The sequence below is a fragment of the Halomonas sp. S3-1-1 genome (genome assembly GCF_023757625.1).
Classification (GTDB): Bacteria; Pseudomonadota; Gammaproteobacteria; order Pseudomonadales; family Halomonadaceae; genus Vreelandella.
Map to the genome: position 1 here is coordinate 1 of NZ_JALGBZ010000016.1, position 1,029 is coordinate 1,029.

The following is a 1,029-nucleotide window of genomic DNA, read 5'->3' on the forward strand; positions in this document are numbered from 1 at the left end:
GACCATTCGGACGTGGATCTCACCAACGTCAAGATGGCCATGAACCCCTTCTGCGAGATCGCCGTGGAAGAGGCGGTGCGCCTGAAGGAGCAGGGCGTGGCCACGGAAGTGGTCGCCGTGAGCATTGGCCCGAAAGCCGCCCAGGAGCAGCTGCGCACCGCGCTGGCGCTCGGTGCCGACCGCGCCATCCAGATCGAGACCGACCAGCGCGTCGAGTCGCTGGCGGTGGCGAAACTGCTGGCAAAGGTGGTCGAACAGGAGCAGCCGGGGCTGGTAATTCTCGGCAAGCAGGCGATCGACACCGACAACAACCAGACCGGCCAGATGCTCGCGGCGCTTGCGAACCTGCCCCAGGCGACCTTCGCCTCGAAGGTCGCCGTCGACGGCGACAAGGTCAGCGTCACCCGCGAGATCGACGGCGGCCTGCAGACCCTGTCGCTGTCGCTTCCGGCGATCGTCACCACCGATCTGCGCCTCAACGAGCCGCGTTACGCCAAGCTTCCCGACATCATGAAGGCCAAGAAAAAGCCGATGGACGTCAAGACCCCGGCAGACTACGGCGTCGAGGTGGGATCAAAAGTGAACCTGGTGAAAGTCGAAACGCCGGCGGAGCGCAAGGGCGGGGTGAAAGTGGCCTCGGTCGACGAGCTGGTCGACAAGCTCAAGAACGAAGCGAAGGTGCTTTGATCACTCCACCGTCCGACTGCCTCTTTCACCGTTATTCCAGGGAGTACACTCCATGAGCATTCTGGTACTGGCCGATCTCCACGACGGCCACCTGCTTGACGCCACCGCCCACGTGGTGGCCGCCGCCCGCGAGATCGGCGGCGATATCGATGTATTGATCGCCGGCGAAGGCGTTCAGGCCGCCGCCGATCAGGCCGCGAAGCTCGACGGCGTCACCCGGGTTCGGCTGGCGGATAACGCCGTCTACGCCCACCAGCTCGCCGAGCCGCTGAGTGCCCTGATCGTGGCGCTGGCCGACGACTACACCCATATTCTCACCAGCGCCTCGACCACGGGCAAGAA

At 64.7% G+C, this 1,029-nt stretch carries 2 protein-coding genes; both read left to right on the forward strand.

Features of this window, described 5'->3' with window-relative positions; genetic code table 11:
- A partial coding sequence (locus MQW23_RS19370; protein ID WP_252109858.1) for an electron transfer flavoprotein subunit beta/FixA family protein occupies nucleotides 1-687 on the forward strand: 687 nt, incomplete at its 5' end.
- 52 nt (nucleotides 688-739) lie between these two features.
- The coding region (locus tag MQW23_RS19375; protein ID WP_502800957.1) for an adenine nucleotide alpha hydrolase family protein at nucleotides 740-1,029 on the forward strand (290 nt) is incomplete at its 3' end.